15 protein-coding genes are annotated in these 16,380 nt (G+C 60.2%); 6 read left to right on the top strand and 9 right to left on the bottom strand.

Annotated elements, in window-relative coordinates:
- Nucleotides 1-96 precede the first annotated feature (96 nt).
- Together ACIP1X_RS00225 and ACIP1X_RS00220 are read left to right on the top strand one after the other, a co-directional pair.
- Nucleotides 97-411: a hypothetical protein gene (locus tag ACIP1X_RS00225; RefSeq protein WP_400748138.1), complete on the top strand. Its 315-nt coding sequence runs from the start codon at nucleotides 97-99 to the stop codon at nucleotides 409-411.
- Nucleotides 411-1,073, top strand: a complete 663-nt coding sequence (locus ACIP1X_RS00220; RefSeq protein ID WP_400748135.1) for a DUF3313 domain-containing protein — start codon at nucleotides 411-413, stop codon at nucleotides 1,071-1,073. Before ACIP1X_RS00225 ends, ACIP1X_RS00220 begins: the two co-directional genes overlap by 1 nt.
- 367 nt (nucleotides 1,074-1,440) lie before the next feature.
- Here the strand turns inward: ACIP1X_RS00220 and ACIP1X_RS00215 are convergent, their stop codons facing one another.
- The 8 genes from ACIP1X_RS00215 to ACIP1X_RS00180 all read right to left on the bottom strand — a co-directional run bounded on the left by ACIP1X_RS00215 (nucleotide 1,441) and on the right by ACIP1X_RS00180 (nucleotide 10,264).
- Nucleotides 1,441-2,022, bottom strand: coding sequence for a hypothetical protein (locus tag ACIP1X_RS00215; RefSeq protein WP_400748132.1), 582 nt, complete (start codon nucleotides 2,020-2,022; stop codon nucleotides 1,441-1,443).
- A gap of 1 nt (nucleotide 2,023) precedes the next feature.
- Nucleotides 2,024-2,794, bottom strand: coding sequence for a DUF2092 domain-containing protein (locus tag ACIP1X_RS00210; RefSeq protein WP_400748129.1), 771 nt, complete (start codon nucleotides 2,792-2,794; stop codon nucleotides 2,024-2,026).
- Nucleotides 2,795-3,091: 297 nt separating this feature from the next.
- On the bottom strand, nucleotides 3,092-3,865 hold the full coding sequence (locus ACIP1X_RS00205) for an enoyl-CoA hydratase (RefSeq protein WP_400748126.1): 774 nt from the start codon (nucleotides 3,863-3,865) through the stop codon (nucleotides 3,092-3,094).
- Between the two features lie 126 nt (nucleotides 3,866-3,991).
- Nucleotides 3,992-5,119 (bottom strand): acyl-CoA dehydrogenase, encoded by a 1,128-nt coding sequence (locus ACIP1X_RS00200; protein WP_400748124.1) that lies wholly within the window; start codon nucleotides 5,117-5,119, stop codon nucleotides 3,992-3,994.
- Between the two features lie 143 nt (nucleotides 5,120-5,262).
- Nucleotides 5,263-6,456, bottom strand: a complete 1,194-nt coding sequence (locus ACIP1X_RS00195) for an acetyl-CoA C-acyltransferase (RefSeq protein WP_400748121.1) — start codon at nucleotides 6,454-6,456, stop codon at nucleotides 5,263-5,265.
- 12 nt (nucleotides 6,457-6,468) lie between these two features.
- Nucleotides 6,469-7,230: an SDR family NAD(P)-dependent oxidoreductase gene (locus tag ACIP1X_RS00190; RefSeq protein WP_053120266.1), complete on the bottom strand. Its 762-nt coding sequence runs from the start codon at nucleotides 7,228-7,230 to the stop codon at nucleotides 6,469-6,471.
- A gap of 16 nt (nucleotides 7,231-7,246) precedes the next feature.
- Nucleotides 7,247-8,911, bottom strand: a complete 1,665-nt coding sequence (locus ACIP1X_RS00185; protein WP_400748118.1) for an AMP-binding protein — start codon at nucleotides 8,909-8,911, stop codon at nucleotides 7,247-7,249.
- Between the two features lie 336 nt (nucleotides 8,912-9,247).
- On the bottom strand, nucleotides 9,248-10,264 hold the full coding sequence (locus ACIP1X_RS00180) for an AraC family transcriptional regulator (RefSeq protein ID WP_400748116.1): 1,017 nt from the start codon (nucleotides 10,262-10,264) through the stop codon (nucleotides 9,248-9,250).
- 291 nt (nucleotides 10,265-10,555) lie between these two features.
- Between ACIP1X_RS00180 and efeU the strand changes: the two genes are divergently transcribed.
- From efeU to efeO (ACIP1X_RS00160), 4 genes are read left to right on the top strand one after another with little or no spacing between them, the layout of a single operon-like run.
- Nucleotides 10,556-11,407 (top strand): iron uptake transporter permease EfeU, encoded by an 852-nt coding sequence (efeU, locus tag ACIP1X_RS00175; protein ID WP_400748113.1) that lies wholly within the window; start codon nucleotides 10,556-10,558, stop codon nucleotides 11,405-11,407.
- An 8-nt stretch (nucleotides 11,408-11,415) separates the two neighbouring features.
- The gene (gene efeO / locus ACIP1X_RS00170; RefSeq protein ID WP_400748110.1) at nucleotides 11,416-12,615 is read left to right on the top strand and encodes an iron uptake system protein EfeO; all 1,200 of its coding nucleotides are present in this window, start codon (nucleotides 11,416-11,418) and stop codon (nucleotides 12,613-12,615) included.
- 18 nt (nucleotides 12,616-12,633) lie between these two features.
- Entirely contained in the window at nucleotides 12,634-13,932 is a 1,299-nt protein-coding gene (efeB, locus tag ACIP1X_RS00165) for an iron uptake transporter deferrochelatase/peroxidase subunit (protein ID WP_400748107.1), read from the top strand.
- Nucleotides 13,933-13,961: 29 nt separating this feature from the next.
- Complete coding sequence (gene efeO / locus ACIP1X_RS00160) at nucleotides 13,962-14,786, top strand: iron uptake system protein EfeO (RefSeq protein WP_277757771.1); 825 nt, start codon at nucleotides 13,962-13,964, stop codon at nucleotides 14,784-14,786.
- A 121-nt stretch (nucleotides 14,787-14,907) separates the two neighbouring features.
- Here the strand turns inward: efeO (ACIP1X_RS00160) and pssA are convergent, their stop codons facing one another.
- Nucleotides 14,908-16,251 (bottom strand): CDP-diacylglycerol--serine O-phosphatidyltransferase, encoded by a 1,344-nt coding sequence (gene pssA, locus ACIP1X_RS00155; protein WP_400748104.1) that lies wholly within the window; start codon nucleotides 16,249-16,251, stop codon nucleotides 14,908-14,910.
- Between the last annotated feature and the right edge of the window lie 129 nt (nucleotides 16,252-16,380).

The following is a 16,380-nucleotide window of genomic DNA, read 5'->3' as shown; positions in this document are numbered from 1 at the left end:
CAATCGAGCAACATTTCGTCTTGAGCGACATCAAGCGGACATCGTCCGGCAAAAACCCTCGGGCAATCTGCACGTATTCCACCAAAGGGGTTTGCCATGACGGACTTCAACAGCAGCCACAGCACCAAGCAGCACAACGCCAATCACCCATTGATCCTGAGCCAGCGCACCGGCGCGCTCGGGCCCGATACGCCGATCGTTTTTCAGGAGTCATGCCTGGGGGTTTCCAACGATCAGACCCGGGTCGTCCTGCGTCGTTATTTCGAGCACTTCAGCCCGACCAATGCGCACTGGGTTGAGTACGTTCACAGCATTTCCACCGCGGACCTTATCGAGTGGGTCATGAGCCACGGACATCTGCACATCGAGTGCTCGGACAACACCCCGCCTCACCAAAAGGAAGCACGTTGATGATGCGCATTCGCTCACTGTCGCTGGTCATGGCGACCACCCTGAGCCTGTCAGCCTGCAGCAATAACAAAGTTGAACCGAAAAGCGGATTTCTGCAGAGCTACAGCGTGCTGACCGAACGCCACTCGCCTTCGGGTCAACCGGTGCTGGGCTGGGTCAGCCCGGCGTTGGCCAGAGCGCGCTATACCCAGGTCTATCTGGCGCCGAGCCAGTTTTACCCCAACGCCGTCCCGACTGAACGGATACCCCTCAGCACGCTGGCCGGCGTCACCGATTACTACGACGCGGCGCTCAGGCTCGAATTGGGCAAGGTGCTGCACATCGTCAACAAACCCGGCCCGAACACGTTAATTGTCAGACCCGCCATCACCCGGGTGGCGACCAGCACCCAGGGTTTGCGCTTCTATGAATGGTTGCCGGTGACTCTGGTCGCCGCTGGCGTGAGCACAGCCACCGGGATCCGCGATCAGGACAGTGAAATCAGCACCGAAGTGTCGTTTGAGGACGGCTCGACCGGTGAAGTGGTTGCCGAAGTCGTGCGCAAAGGCACCGGGGTGCCGCTGGACAATGACAAGCAAATCCTCAAGGCCGATGACATCAAAGTGGTGCTCGATGGCTGGGCCAGCGATTTGAGCCAGTCCTATACCGCCCTCCATAAATAGCTTGCTCGCGAACGCATCCGGTCATTCAACATCGACGCTGAATGAACCGGCCCCTTCGCGAGCAAGCCCGCTCCCACAGTGGTTTTGCGGTGGACATCAAGTTTTTTGGTGTACTCAAAACCTGTGGGAGCGGGCTTGCTCGCGAAGAGGCCGTCATGGCCTGCCCAATTTGCATCGAGTAGTAGACGTTTTTGATGTCTGTAGGAGCTGCCGAAGGCTGCGATCTTTTGATCTTTGCTTTCTAAAATCAAAAGATCGCAGCCTTCGGCAGCTCCTACGGGGGTTGAAGGGGCTTCTGCTAAAAAACCGTCGTTCCGTTTGATCGGGACGGCGGTTTTTTTGCGGGCACGCTTTGCTCTTGCATGGGTTATGGCGCGTTGACCACCACGTAGGTCACGTCGCTGCCCTGATACTGCGGTTGATACCAGGTTGAGCCGCATTGCATGTAGGCGACGTTGTAACGGATGACCTGCGTACAACTGCTGGGCATTTGCGCGGGGGTAAAAATGGAACCGACTACCGCTGCCGTCACCGCGACGGTGGCCGTCACCGCTGCGGCGGTTGCTATCGGGTGGTAATGGTCGTCGTAGCCGTAGCGACCGTGGCCATCCACGTCGATGTCGACGTCACGGTGGTTATTGACGTTCACATTGCGTGTGCTGTTGTTGACGTAATTGCGATTGCCGACATTGTTACCGGCATTGACCCGGTTGCCCGAGTTGACCCGATTACCCGCGTGCGCCCGATTGCCGGCGTTCACATTCGCCCGCTGCGGCGGGTTGATCCGTTGCGCGCGATGTACATTCGGCGCAGGTGCGCGGTTGACCGATGCTCGCGCATGCCCTTGGGCGCGCATGGGTCTGGCGTCCGCTTCAGCGATCAGGCCGGCAGTCAGCAACGCAGCGGTCGCCAGTGAGATGCACAAACTCCACGACATTGACTTGATCATGTCACTGCCCTCCCTGATCGCTGGCTTTCTTCATCGCGATCGCCACGTCGCCCTTGGCTGGTTTGAAGGTGAAGATCGAATCCGCGATCGTCGGCTTGAGATTCCAGCGGTACACGGCGCTGTATTCAGGTGAGCTTTTGTCGTCGGTGGTGGTAATCACCAGTTTGCACGGCAACGGCTTGTCGGAGCGGGTGATCCACAGTTGCCAGTCAATGCCCTCCTGCCGAAACGCCAGGTGATCGCACAGTTGCCCCTTAATCGTCGACGGGCCGACGTACAACGCCGCTTTCAGCGCATCAATCTGCGACTGGTCGCTGCCGAACAAAAACAGATCTTCCATCGGCACTTGCACGCCGTAGTGATCCTCGATCATGTGCAGCGCCTCGGCGACCTTCGGCGGCGCATCGACGGTGGTGTAGTACTTGAGGTACGGCGAATACTGAGTGAGTTTTTTGCCGTTGTAGAAAAACTCGCGAGTGCGCACGTCGCCTTCGGTTTTGGCGTACATACGGTCATGGCCGACGACCTTCAGGGTATTGGACGACTCGGTTTTTATTTTCTGCCCGGACTCCAGAACGGTGTCCCGCGACACATCGGCATCGACCTGAAACTTCGGCAGGCTGCGCAGGTAATTGCCCATGTCGATGAGCTTGTCGACCACCTGCGGGTTGACCGGCGGGCTGTCGTCGGTTGCCGGCGGATCGTCGGCGTGCACCACGGGGCTGAGGATCAGGCTGAAGAACAAGCACAAAACAGGTGTTCCGGCTTTCATGGATCCCACTCCTGGCCCGCTCGGACCTTCGCTCCCGGAAGATTTTCACAACGGCGGTTCAGGCATATTCCGCCATGACCCGCACGCCTGAAAGTTCAGCCTAGACCGCCACCCTCGAGTCCGCCAATAGTGTGCCCTGCGTTTGCCTTTCCCTCAGCTCTGTCCCGGAGGGAGATAGAGCTCGATTATGGATTCAGCAAACCTCGCGCAGGTCGCCGTACCTCCCAGGCATCCCCCATTCAGTCCCTCTCCCTCCGGGAGAGGGTTAGGGTGAGGGGCTTTTGAGCTCGATTCAAATCACTTGCCCTTGAACTCCGGCGCACGCTTGGCCACAAACGCCGCCATCCCTTCTTTCTGATCCTGCGTCGCAAACGCCGCATGGAACACCCGACGCTCAAACCGCACGCCTTCCGTCAGGTTCACTTCAAACGCACGATTCACACTCTCCTTGACCATCATCGCAATCGGCAACGACTTGCTCGCAATCACCGCAGCGACTTTCAGCGCTTCATCCAGCAGCTCATCACTCGGCACAATCCGCGCGACAATCCCGCAACGCTCCGCTTCCACCGCGTCAATCAAGCGCCCGCTCAGGCACATTTCCATGGCCTTGGCTTTGCCCACGGCGCGGGTCAAACGCTGGGTGCCGCCCATGCCCGGCAGCACGCCGAGGTTGATTTCCGGTTGACCGAACCTGGCGTTGTCGCCGGCCAGAATGAAGTCGCACATCAGCGCCAGTTCACAGCCACCGCCGAGGGCAAAACCATTCACCGCAGCGATGATCGGCTTGCGGCGGTTGGCCACGCGATCGCTGTCGCTGAACAGGTCGTCCATGTAGATCTGCGGGTAGGTCAGCTCAGCCATTTCCTTGATGTCGGCACCGGCGGCGAAAGCTTTTTTCGAACCGGTGATGACGATGCAACCGATGTTCGCGTCCGCTTCCAGCGTATCCAGCGCCTGGTTCACTTCGCTGACCAGTTGCGCGTTCAGGGCGTTCAGCGCCTGCGGACGGTTGAGGGTGATCAGGCCAACGCGGCCGTGGTTTTCCAGCAGAATCGTTTCGTAGCTCATTACATAACTCCTCAATTCATTCCCTGTGTAGGAGCTGCCGCAGGCTGCGATCTTTTGACTTTGGCTTTCAAGATCAAAAGATCGCAGCCTCGTTGCACTCGTCAGCTCCTACACACGGGGTGGGGTTTATAGATTACGGGAGATCACCATGCGCTGAATGTCGCTGGTGCCTTCGTAGATCTGGCAGACGCGCACGTCGCGGTATATGCGTTCCAGCGGGAAATCGTTGAGATAACCGTAACCGCCGAGGGTTTGCAATGCCATCGAGCAGACATTCTCGGCCATCTCCGAAGCGAACAGTTTGGCCATCGACGCCTCGACCAGTGCCGGCTGGCCGCTGTCACGCAGGGCCGCCGCGTAATGCACCATCTGCCGGGCGACGGCAATTTGCGTGGCCATGTCAGCGAGGCGGAATGCGACGGCTTGATGCTCGATGATCGGCTTGCCGAAGGTGTCACGCTCACGGGCGTAATCGCGCGCTGCTTCGAACGCCGCACGCGCCATGCCCACCGATTGCGAAGCGATGCCGACGCGGCCACCTTCAAGGTTGGCCAGAGCGATTTTGTAGCCCTCGCCCTCCTCGCCCAAACGGTTGGCCACCGGCACTTTCACGTCTTCGAAGAGAATCTGGCAGGTGTCGGAGGCGTGCTGGCCGAGCTTGTCTTCGACCCGCGCGACTTTGTAGCCCGGCGAATCGGTCGGCACGATAAACGCGCTGATGCCGCGCTTGCCGGCGCTCGGATCGGTCACGGCAAAGACGATGACGATCCCGGCGTTCTGCCCGGACGTGATGAACTGTTTGCAGCCGTTCAGCACGTAGTGATCGCCGTCCAGACGCGCGCGGGTTTTCAGGCTGCTGGCGTCGGAACCGGCCTGCGGTTCGGTCAGCGCGAAGGCACCGAGTATGGCGCCGCTGGCCAGCGGTTTGAGAAAACGCTCGCGCTGATCGTCGTTGCCGAACTTGAGGATCGGCACGCAGCCGACTGAGTTGTGCACGCTCATGATCGTCGAGCAGGCGCCGTCACCGGCAGCGATTTCTTCCAGAGCCATGGCGTACGCCAGGTAGCCGGTGTCGCAACCGCCCCACTGCTCCGGCACGAGCATGCCGAAGAAGCCCAGCTCGGCCATTTCGCCGATGGCTTCCTTGGGGAAACGGTGCTCGCGATCCCACTCGGCGGCGAACGGCTTGAGGCGTTCCTCGGCGAACTGCCGGGCCATGTCGCGGATCTGGGTCTGGTCTTCGTTGGGAATCATGGTGAATCCTTAATTCAAGTAACACCGCCTGCCCCCTGTGGGAGCGGGCTTGCTCGCGAAAGCGGTGGGTCAGTACCGTAAATGTTGTCTGATACGACGCCTTCGCGAGCAAGCCCGCTCCCACAGTTGGCGATGTGGGTGTTTTAGTAGAGGCATTCCACGGCCATGGCCGTGGCTTCGCCGCCGCCGATGCAGATCGCGGCGATACCGCGTTTGAGGTGTCGCTGGCGCAGGGCCGACAGCAACGTCACCAGAATCCGCGCACCGGAAGCACCGATCGGATGGCCCAGCGCACACGCACCGCCATGCACGTTCAACTTGTCATGCGGGATTTCCAGATGCGTCATCGCCGCCATGCCAACCACAGCAAACGCTTCGTTCACTTCGAACAAATCGACATCACCCAGCGACCAACCGGTTTTCTTGATCAGCTTCTTGATCGCCCCGATCGGCGCCACCGGGAACAGACCGGGGGTGTCAGCGAATGCAGCATGACCATGAATCACCGCCAGCGGTTTCAACCCCAGCTTCTGCGCTTGCGATTGACGCATCAGCACCAACGCCGCCGCGCCATCAGAAATCGAGCTGGAGTTCGCCGCCGTCACCGTGCCGCCTTCACGGAACGCCGGTTTCAGCGAGGCGATCTTGTCCAGTTTGGCTTTCGGTGGCTGTTCGTCGTTGCTGATCAGCACCTGTTCTTTGCCGACGGTCACTGTCAGAGGGACGATTTCGTCCTTGAAGCTGCCGTCCTGAATCGCCTGTTGCGCGCGAGTGGTCGAGGCGATGGCAAAAGCGTCCTGCGCCTCGCGACTGAAGTTATTGGTCTCGGCGCAATCCTCGGCGAAGGTGCCCATCAAGCGGCCCTTGTCGTAAGCGTCTTCGAGGCCATCAAGGAACATCGAGTCGAGCACGCGACCATGGCCCATGCGGTAGCCGGCGCGAGCGCGATCCAGCAGATACGGCGAGTTGGACATGCTCTCCATGCCACCCGCAATCACCACATCGGCACTGCCGGCGACCAGCATGTCGTGCGCAAGAATGGTGGTTTCCATGCCCGAACCGCACATCTTGTTGACGGTGGTGCAGCGGGTCGATTTATCCAGCCCCGCGCCCAGAGCAGCCTGACGTGCCGGCGCTTGGCCGAGACCTGCGGGCAACACGCAACCGAACAGCACTTCATCAACCGAATCACTGGCAACACCGGCGCGTTCAACCGCAGCCTTGATCGCCGCAGCGCCAAGTTGCGGCGCGGTGAGACTTTTCAGTTCGCCCTGAAAACCGCCCATTGGCGTGCGCACAGCGCTGACGATAACAATCGGATCGTTGGAAATAGTCATGACAAATCCTCCTTACTTGGCGGCCATGCGCAAGGCGCCGTCGAGACGGATCACCTCGCCGTTGAGCATGCTGTTTTCGATGATATGCCGAACCAGTGCAGCGTATTCGGCAGGCTTGCCCAGACGCGGCGGGAACGGTACGCCGGCGGCCAGCGAGTCGCGGACTTCCGGGGTCATGCCGGCCATCATCGGGGTTTCGAAAATGCCCGGGGCGATGGTCATCACGCGGATGCCGAAACGCGCCAGTTCACGGGCGGCGGGCAGAGTCAGGCTGGCGATCGCACCTTTGGATGCGGCGTAAGCTGCCTGACCGATCTGGCCGTCGAACGCTGCGACCGAGGCAGTGTTGATGATCACGCCGCGTTCGCCGTCGGCATTGGCTTCGGATTCGGCAATCGCCGCAGCGGCCAGACGCAGCATGTTGAAGCTACCGATCAAGTTGACGTTGATCACCTGGGCGAAGCTGCTCAACGCATGCGGGCCGTTCTTGCCGAGGATCTTCTCGCCTCGCACGATACCGGCGCAGTTGACCAGACCATTGAGGCTGCCAAATGCAGCAACGGTCGCTTGCACAGCAGCTTCGGCGGCGGCCTCGTTGCTGATGTCGGCCACCACACTTTGCGCACCGAGACGCTGAGCCTGTGCGGCCACCGCTTCGGCGTTCATGTCCACCAGCATCACTTTGGCGCCGGCATTCACCAGCAATTCAGCGGTGGCCGCACCGAGGCCGGATGCGCCGCCGGTGACAATAAAAACCTTGTTCTCGATCTGCATGACTGTCTTTCCTGATTCAAGCTGAAACGTTATGCGCCGCGGCCTCTTGAGCCTTGGCGATTTCCTGGTTGCGCAAGATAAAGCGCTGCAATTTGCCGCTTGGGGTTTTCGGCAATTCGCTGACGAATTCGATTTCACGCGGGTACGAATGCGCCGCCAGACGCTTGCGCACGTGTTGCCGCAGTTCTTCGGCCAGCTCCGGCGCGGCGCGGTATTGCGCACTCAGCACGACAAAGGCTTTGACCAGCTCGGTGCGCTCCGGATCCGGTTTGCCGACGACCGCCGCTTCGACCACTGCAGGATGTTCGATCAGTGCGCTTTCGACGTCGAACGGGCCGACGCGGTAGCCGGAGGTGGTAATCACGTCATCGCTGCGGCCGACGAAACTGATGCTGCCATCCGGGTTCCATTCCACGGTGTCGCCGCTCAAGTAGTAATCGCCGACGAAGGCCTTGGTCGGCGCGCCTTCGTAGCCGCCGAACCAGCACATCGGCGATTGCGCGCGGTCGATGGCGAGGATGCCGGGCTGGCCGACACCGAGTTCGTTGTACTGATCATCGAGTACGACGATGCGATGGCCCGGCGAGGCGAAACCGGCGGCGCCGATGTGTACCGCGTGGTCGAGGCCGTGGTGGTTGCACAGCACCATGCCCAATTCGGTCTGGCCGTAGTGATCGTGAATAACCACGCCGAGGTTGTCGGCGAACCAGCGGATCACCTCCGGGTTCAGCGGCTCGCCGGCGCTGCTGACGATGCGCAATTTGCCTTTGATCGACTTGGCGAACTCGTCACCGCCAGCAATCAGCAGACGATAGGCCGTCGGCGAACCGGTGAGGTTGGTGATGCTGTATTTATTGATCACCCGGCAGGTGCTTTCGAGGGTGAAGGGGCCATCGTAAAAGGTGATCGGGTGGCCCATCGACAATGGGCCGGTGACGCCGAAATAAATGCCGTAGGCCCAGCCCGGATCGGCAACGTTCCAGAATGCATCTTCCGGGCGCAGATCGACGGCATCGCGGGTGTAGCTCTGGAACGCGACGATGGCTTTGACTGGCACCGACAGCGCTTTCGACGGGCCAGTGGTGCCCGAAGTGAACATCAGCAGAAACGGGTCTTCGCCGGTCAGCAGCACTGGCTCGCAGAGGTTGGAATAGTTGGCCAGCTCGGCCCAGAAACTGAAATCGCCACGGACGATGCCTTGGCCTTTGGCGCCGCCGACGGTGACTAGGGTTGGGCAATCGGCGACTTCAGCGAGTTTCGGACGGTTGACCGCATCGGTGACCACGACTTTGGCCCCGGAGCTGTTCAGGCGATGTTCGAGGGCTTTCGGGCCGAACGCGGTGAACAGCGGTTGATAGACCGCGCCGATGCGCCAGGTGGCGAGCACGGTGATGAGCAATTCGATGTTGCGCGGCAGCAGGCCGGCGACCTTGTCACCTTTCTGCACGCCCTGAGCGAGAAGGAAATTGGCGAAACGCGCGGCTTTGTCCTGCAGGTCGCTGAAGGTGTACGTCGCACTGGCGCCGTCGCGACCTTCCCAGAACAGCGCAATGCGCCCGGGCAAGGCGTGGCGGTCGCAGCATTCGACGCAGGCGTTGAGCGCCTCCAGCGTACCGCTGAGCGCGGCTTCCACGGTGTGCTGATAGTTGAACTGTTCGGTGGCAGACAAGTAATCGCGCATTGCCAGAATCCCTCTGTGTTTTTATTAGGCTGGGAACCGTAAACAACAGAGGGATAGTCGCGCTGTGCGGGGGATGGGGCAATGGTCAAAGCCATCAAAGTGGCTGACTGGTTTGGCCATGCCTTGCTACACCGATCGCTCCCACGCTCTGCGTGGGAATGCGGCCGCGGACGCTCTGCGTCCACTTCAGAACCGGAACGCGGAGCGTCCCTAGAGGCATTCCCACGCGGAGCGTGGGAACGATCATCATGGACTGGCGCTTTCGCGAGCAGGCTCGCTCCCACAATTTGAAATGCATTCCCCTGTGGGAGCGAGCCTGCTCGCGAAGAGGCCGGGTCAGACAACCTCATTCAAAATCAGCGTCCGGTAATGCCCCGGATTCGACCCCGACCACTTCCGAAACGCCTTATAAAACGAACTCGCATCGGCAAACCCCAACCGCGCCGCAATCTCGACAAAACTGATCGAAGGCTCCGCCAGCCAAACAATCGCCAACTCCTTGCGCACGCTGTCCTTGAGCCCCTGATACGTCTGCCCTTCCTCCGCCAAGCGCCGGCGCAAGGTCGAGGCCGACATGCACAATTGCTGCGCCAGGGCCTCGGTTTCCGGCCACTGCTCGGCCGGCAACTCTCGCAGATCCTGCTTGATCCGACTCGCCAGGCTCTCCGGGTCGCGATACTTCACCAGAATGTTCGCCGGCGCATGGGCCAGAAAGCGTTTCAACTCTTCGGCAGACCGCTTGATCGGCAGATCGAGGCAATCCGCCGAGAAGATCATCCGCGTGCGTGGTCGATCGAAACGCAGGTTCTCGGAAAACATCACCCGATAGTCATCGGTGAAATCCGGCTCAGCGCAACGCAATTCGATCGCCAGAATCGGAATCCGCCGCCCGGCCAGCCAACAGGCGACGCCGTGGACGATCATCCAATAGGTGAAATAGGTGAAGGCGCGACGCGGTTCGGGGTCATCCTCAAGCAGAACGATTTCGGCAAGGCTCTGCTGGTGCACCAACTGCGCCGGCATGCGCTCCAGCATCAGCGAGAGAAAACTCAAACCCGTACTCAAACCCGCTGCCAGCGTGGGTTGCGCCATGGCGCTGCGGCAGAGGAACTCCAGACTGCCGGACTTGAGCCGGCGCGGATCCATGCCAAAAAATTCGTCGTCACCGCGCCGGGCCAGCAAGCGCCAGAGTTTGGCGTACTGCGAGGCCGGCACCCGACCGTTGTCGGTTTGCAGCAGCGCCGGATCAATCCCGACCTTGTTCAAGACCTCCTCCGTGGGCACACCCGGGGCGCAACTTTGCAGCAGCGCTTCACGCACCAGTTGAACGGCGATGGTGTCTTTTTCCGACATGGAACGCGGTAGACCTTGTTGTTTTTGAGTGACCGGCATCTTACCGCAGGATCTGAATTCAAGACGAATCCCCTGTGGGAGCGGGCTTGCTCGCGAAAGCGGTGGGTCAGCCAAAATCTCTTTTACTGATCCACCGCTTTCGCGAGCAAGCCCGCTCCCACAGTGATCTGTGTGAGGCGAAAATTGAGGTTGTTCAGCTTCTGTTCAGGTTTGTGTCAATGATTGTCATGTGAGAATGGTTGTCATTATGTTACAACTTGTAACCCCTCAGAATGATTCCTTGGACACCTAATGCTCGTTCCCTTTCTGATCATGCTGCGCGAAGGCATTGAAGCCGCGCTGATCGTTGGCATCATCGCCAGTTACCTCCAGCAAACCGGCCGTGGCCAGTGGATGCCTGCCGTGTGGATCGGCGTTTTCCTCGCCGCCGCCCTCGCCCTGTTGGTTGGTGGCGGTCTGGAGCTGGTCAGCGCCGAATTCCCGCAAAAGCAGCAGGAACTGTTTGAAGGCATCGTCGGGCTGGTCGCCGTGGGGATTCTCAGTTCGATGGTGTTCTGGATGCGCAAAGTCGCGCGCTCGATCAAACATTCGCTGCAAGCCTCACTCGATCACGCGCTGACTTCTTCGAAGCATCAGGTCATTGCGCTGATCGCCATGGTCTTCTTTGCCGTGGCCCGCGAAGGTCTGGAAACGGTGTTCTTCCTGCTCGCGGTGTTCCAGCAGAGCGAAGGCCCGGGCGCGCCGATCGGTGCCCTGCTCGGCCTGATCCTGGCGATCATCGTTGGCTTCCTGATCTACAGCGGCAGCATGCGCCTCAATCTTTCGGCGTTTTTCAAGTGGACCGGCCTGTTCATTCTGGTGGTTGCCGCCGGGATTCTCGCCAACTCGGTGCAGGCGCTGCATGAAGCCGGGCTGTGGAATCACCTGCAAACCGTGCTGTTCGACTTCAGCGCGACGCTGCCGATGGATGGCCCGTTGGGCTCGGTGCTGGCCGGCATGTTCGGTTATCAGGATGCACCGACCGTCAGCACCCTCGGTGCCTATCTGCTTTATCTGCTGGTGGCGCTGGTGATGTTCTTTTACCCGGTTCCGGCTCCCGCGCCCAAACCCACCGCGCAATCGTCTTCCGTTTCCAGCCAATAAGGGCATCCATGTCAAAGCCTAATACTCCTCAGGCCTCCCCTCCCCGCGCCTTGCGCTGGGCGGTGGCCGGTTCGGTGGTCATCATGATCGCCGCCGGTGGCCTGTTCTGGTACGCCTCGAAAATGGCTGCGGCCAAGCGCCAGCACAATCACGATGAAGTGGTGGTGAATATCCATCCGGGCAGTTGCGAACCGAATGCGCTGACCGTGCCGGCCGGCCGCGCCAGCTTCCGTATCGTCAACCGCTCCGACCGCGCGGTGGAATGGGAAATCCTCGACGGCGTGCTGGTTGTTGAAGAACGCGAAAACATCGCGCCGGGCCTGAGCCAGGTGATCAACGCCAATCTGCAACCCGGCGATTACGCGATTACCTGCGGCCTGCTGAGCAACCCGCGCGGCACCTTGCACGTCACGCCAACTGCCGCGTCTGATGCGGCCGCCAAAGCCAAGCCGTCGATGGTGGCTTTCGTCGGGCCGTTGTCGGAATTCCGCGTTTATCTGGCCAGCCAGAGCAGCGCGCTGATCAAAGCCGTGACCGCGCTCAATCAAGCGATTGAAAGCGGTGATTTGAGTCAGGCTCAGGCGTTGTACCTGCCGGCGCGTGCCGCTTATCAGCGTCTGGCCCCGGCGGCGCAGCGTTTGGCCGAGCTGGACAACAGCATCAATGCCCGCGCCGATTATTTCGAAAAACGCGAACAGGATCCGGCCTTCGTCGGCTTCCATCGCCTCGAATTCGGCCTTTTCCAGCAGCGCAAACTCGATGAACTGACGCCGATTGGCCAACGCCTGCTCAGCGACGTCACCACGCTCAAACAGCAACTGCTCGCACAATCGCTGCCACCGGAGCAACTGGTGAACATCGTCGTGCGCAACCTCAACACCTTGGCCGACGTGCGCGCCGCCAGCGGTGAAGAGGAACGCTACAGCCACAGCGATCTCAACGGTTTTGCTGCGAATGCTGAAACCGCGCACAAAGTCGTCGATCTGCTGCGGCCAATGCTGAGCAAGTCAGCCGCTGACCTGCTGCCGAAAATCGACAAGGCACTGGCGGACTTCGACACACAACTCAACAGCTACAAGATCAAGGACGGCTACGCCAGCTACGACTCCGTCAGCGGCGAACAACGCAAGCAGATCGCCGACAAGGCCCAGGCTCTGGCCGACGCGCTTGATGGCATTGATCCCGCCCTTGGCCTCTCCGGCCTGTAAGCAGAAGACGAATTCGCGATGAAAGATTTGGAAACCCTCAACCTGCAACGTCGCCGTGTCCTGATGGGCATGGGCGCCGCCGGTGTCGCCCTCGCCGGATCAGCCCTGAGCTGCCCGGCCATGGCTGCCGCGCCGGCGCAAGTCACCGAAGCACCGAGCAGCGACAAAACCGAAGACCGCCACGATTTCCACGGCGTGCATCAAACCGGCATCGTCACCCCGCGCCCGGCGTCGGGCATGCTCGTTTCGTTCGACGTGTTGGCCAGTGATCGCGAAGACCTTGAGCGACTGTTCCGCACCCTCAACGAGCGCATCGCCTTCCTGATGAAGGGCGGCCCGGTTGAGCAAATCGATCCGAAATTGCCGCCACCGGACTCCGGCATCCTCGGCCCCAGCGTAACGCCGGACAACCTGACCATCACCGTTTCCGTCGGCGAATCGCTGTTCGACGAGCGCTTCGGTCTGGCCGACGCCAAACCCAAGCGCCTGCAACGCATGGTCGGTTTCCCCAACGATGCGCTGGAAGCTGACTGCTGCCACGGCGACCTGAGTTTGCAGTTCTGCTCGAACACCACCGACACCAACATTCACGCCTTGCGCGACATCGTCAAAAACCTGCCCGACCTGCTGCTGGTGCGTTGGAAACAGGAAGGCAGCGTGCCGCCGCAAGCCCCGGCGAAACCCGGTGTGCCGGCGCAATCGGCGCGTAACTTTCTTGGTTTTCGCGACGGCTCGGCCAACCCGAATTCCAACGATGCGAAAGCCATGGACAACATCGTCTGGGTGCAACCGGGCAGCGACGAACCGGCCTGGGCTGCGCATGGCAGTTACCAAGCGGTGCGGATCATCCGCAACTTCGTCGAGCGCTGGGATCGCACGCCGTTGCAGGAACAGGAAAGCATCCTTGGCCGGGTGAAAACCTCCGGCGCGCCTATCGGTGGCAAACACGAAACTGAAGTCCCGGACTATCACAAAGACCCGGAAGGCAAGCTGACCAAACTCGACGCGCACATTCGCCTGGCCAACCCGCGCACCGCCGCGAGCCAGGCCAACCTGATCCTGCGTCGGCCGTTCAACTATTCGAATGGCGTCAACAAGAACGGCCAGCTCGACATGGGCCTGCTATTCATCTGTTACCAGGCCGATCTGGAAAAAGGCTTCATCACCGTGCAAACCCGCCTTAACGGCGAACCGCTTGAGGAATACCTCAAACCGGTCGGCGGCGGTTACTTCTTCACCCTTCCGGGTGTTACGGGCGACAAGGATTTCATCGGTCGCTCGCTGCTCAACGCCACACAACCCAAAACCGCTGCCTAAAAACAACATTCAACACTGGAGCCGCCCCCATGAAGAAGACGCCACTCGCGTTATTGCTGACCCTTGGTTTGCTCAACACCCCGCTGTCGGCGTTCGCCGCGACAGCGCCGCTGGATCTGGTCGGGCCGGTGTCTGACTACAAGATTTACGTCACTGAGCAACTCGATGAACTGGGCAGCCACACCCAACAGTTCACCGACGCCGTGAAGAAAGGCGACCTGGCCACCGCGCAAAAGCTCTACGCGCCGACCCGCGTTTACTACGAGTCGATCGAGCCGATTGCCGAGCTGTTCAGTGACCTCGATGCGTCCATCGACTCCCGCGTCGACGACCACGAGAAAGGCGTGAAGGCTGATGACTTCACCGGTTTTCACCGCATCGAGTACACGCTGTTCTCGGAGAAAAGCACCCAGGGCCTGAACGAGCTGGCAGACAAGCTCAACAGCGACGTCAAAGACCTGCAAACCCGCGTCGCCGGCCTGACCTTCCCGCCTGAGAAAGTAGTCGGTGGCGCGGCTGCGCTGCTGGAAGAAGTCGCTGCAACCAAGATCTCCGGCGAAGAAGATCGTTACAGCCACACCGACCTGTATGACTTCCAGGGCAACATCGACGGCGCGAAGAAAATTGTCGATTTGTTCCGTCCGCAGATCGAGAAGCAGGACAAGGCATTTGTCGCGAAGGTCGACAAGAACTTCGCCACGGTCGACAAGATTCTGGCCAAGTACAAGACCAAGGACGGTGGATTCGAGACGTATGACAAGGTGAAGGATAACGATCGTAAAGCGCTGGTCGGGCCGGTGAATACGTTGGCTGAAGACCTGTCCACGTTGCGTGGGAAGTTGGGTCTGAACTAAGACTTTGTAGCGTCTGGGCGGGCCCCTTCGCGAGCAAGCCCGCTCCCACAGGGGAATGCATTCCAACTGTGGGAGCGGGCTTGCTCGCGAAGGCTACATCAGCCGCAATACATAATTCCGATTAGAGAATCCGGTACAGCAACCGCTCAATCCGCACCCGACTCACGCGCTTGAGAAACTTCGCCACCGCGCCCGGATACTCCGGCAACGTCTCAAGATTCTGAAAGCTGTCTATCCGCGTGGTATGGCGGAAAATCTCTTCCAGCTCCTTCGCCCGTGGTTCCAGCCACTCGCCTTTCGGGTCTTCAATCAGCAGCGCGTTTTCCAGATCCAGACGGAACGCCCGTGGATTAAGGTTGTTGCCGGTCAACAACGTATAACGCTGATCAACCCACATACCCTTGAGGTGATAGGTGTTATCGCCATCACGCCACAGGTGCAGGTTCAACTGGCCGCTGTCGATATTGCGCTGATGCCGCTTGGCAAAGCGGCGCAGGCTGATCTCGTACAGATACGGCAGCGCGGCGATGACCTTGAACGGCTCGCTCGGCGGGATGTAGAAGTCGTTGGCGGTCTTGTCGCCGACCACGATGTCGATCTTCACACCCCGCGCCAATGCGCGGTTGATCTCGCGGATCACGCCCAGCGGCAAGTTGAAGTATGGCGTGCAGATGGTCAGCTGTTTTTGCGCGCTGGCGATCAGTTCGAGAATCGCCCGGTTCAGCGGGTTGTTCTTGCCGACGCCGAGCAACGGTGTCACCGACAGACCGTCTCTGGCGGTGCTGCCAGTGGCCGTGTCGTACGTTGCATATTTGAGGCGGCTGCGCAGATCGCCAATGTCGTTGCGCAGGCTGCGCGTAGTCGGCAGGTTCGGCAGATCGAGGCGATGCACGGCTTTGGATTCGATCAGGCCATGCTTGACCAGATGATGCATAGAGTCAGCCAGTTCATGGCTTTGCAGCACGTGATAACGGTCGAAACGGTACTTGTCGAACTTATGCAGGTAAACGTTATTCAGGCTTGCACCGCTGTAGACCACGCAATCGTCGATCACGAAGCCCTTCAAATGCAGCACCCCGAACAACTCGCGGGTCTGCACCGGCACGCCGTACACCGGCACTTCGCTCTGGTGCGTGCGGGTCATTTCCTGGTACCACGCGGAATTGCCCGGCTGCTTGCCGGCACCGATCAGCCCGCGCTGCGCGCGCAGCCAGTCGACGACCACGGCGATTTCCAGCTCAGGACGTTTGAGCTTGGCGGCGTGGAGAGCATCGAGAATTTCCTGACCGGCTTCGTCTTGCTGCAGATACAGCGCGACGATGTAGATGCGCTGGGTCGCCGTGGCGATTTTTTCCAGCAGGCAACGACGGAACTCGGCGGCGCCGGACAGAATGGTCACGGCCTCGGCGGTCAGCGGGAAGCTGCGCAGTTTAGGCAGCAAGGAACGTTTGAAAAGCAACGGCATAGGGCTCGCAATGGGTCGAATCCGAAGAACCCGAGAGCTTACACCATCGCATCCTTCGGGTCTTGTTAGAGCCCTCAAACAGATCAAAAGATCGCAGCCTTCGGCAGCTCCTACATTGGCCCGTGTAGC

The organism is Pseudomonas sp. NPDC088885 (assembly GCF_044750025.1).
GTDB lineage: Bacteria > Pseudomonadota > Gammaproteobacteria > Pseudomonadales > Pseudomonadaceae > Aquipseudomonas > Aquipseudomonas rustica.
This window is presented reverse-complemented; position numbering and strand designations above follow the sequence as displayed.